Below are 1,203 nucleotides of genomic sequence, written 5' to 3'. Positions count from 1 at the left end.
TGATTTTGCCGGAGGAGGTGGAGGAGCGGCTGGCGGCGATCGCGGAGACGGGGTTGCTGCAGCTGGCCGGTGCGGTGGCGTTGCCGTATGGGGTGAAGGATATGGTGCTGCGGCCGTTGACTGTCCTGCCGCGGCACACGAACGGGATGACGTTCACGGTCACCGACGCGTCGGGCGAGGTTTTGCATGCGGCGACGTTCTTTTCGGTGGGCGGCGGGTTCATTGTCCGTGAGGGCGAGGAGGACGCGGCCCAGCTGGAGCTGGAGGTGTCCAAGAAGGAGCTGCCGTTGCCGTTCCGGACCGCGGCGGAGTTGCTGGAGCATTGCCGGGAAACCGGGCTGGGCATCAGTGATGTGATGCGGGTGAACGAGGAGGACAGCCGCACGCCGGGGGAGATCCGGGCGGGCCTGCTGCACATCTATTCGGTGATGGAGGGGTGTGTGGCCGCGTCGCTGAAGCGTGAGGGGGTGCTGCCGGGCGGGTTGAAGGTCCGCCGCCGGGCCCCGGACTGGTATGACCGGCTGCGGAAGGAAAGCGCCCGGCCGGCCGGGTCCGAGGACGAAGGCGACGGGGCCGAGTTCCATGATCCGAAGTATTGGCAGGAGTGGGTTAATTTGATCGCCCTGGCGGTCAATGAGGAGAACGCCTCGGGCGGGCGGGTGGTCACGGCGCCGACGAACGGGGCGGCGGGGATCATCCCGGCGGTGCTGTATTACGCGCTGCATTTCGCGCCGGGGATGGAGAACGCGTCCCGGGTGGACCGGGAGGATGTGGTGGTGAAGTTCCTGCTCGCCGCGGGTGCGGTGGGGGTCCTGTACAAGGAGCAGGCGTCGATTTCGGGGGCTGAGGTGGGCTGCCAGGGCGAGGTGGGCTCGGCGTCGTCGATGGCCGCCGCCGGTCTGGCGGAGGTGATGGGCGGGACTCCGGCGCAGGTGGAGAACGCCGCGGAGATCGCGATGGAGCACAACCTGGGCCTGACCTGTGATCCGATCGGGGGCCTGGTGCAGGTGCCCTGCATTGAACGGAACGCGATCGCGGCGGCGAAGGCGATCAACGCGGCGAAGATGGCGCTCTGGGGCGACGGTTCGCACCGGGTTTCGCTGGACGAGGTCATCGTGACCATGCGCGAGACCGGCAAGGACATGAGCTCCAAATACAAGGAAACGGCCATGGGCGGCCTCGCCGTCAACGTCGTCGAATGCT

1 protein-coding gene is annotated in these 1,203 nt (G+C 67.7%); it reads left to right on the top strand.

Annotated elements, in window-relative coordinates:
- The coding region (locus PV768_RS21805; protein ID WP_421094201.1) for an L-serine ammonia-lyase at positions 1-1,203 on the top strand (1,203 nt) is incomplete at both ends.

It is taken from the genome of Pseudarthrobacter sp. CC4 (assembly GCF_048957775.1).
Classification (GTDB): Bacteria; Actinomycetota; Actinomycetes; order Actinomycetales; family Micrococcaceae; genus Arthrobacter.
The sequence above is the reverse complement of the archived record's forward strand: the minus strand, read 5'-3'. Positions and strand labels throughout refer to the sequence as shown.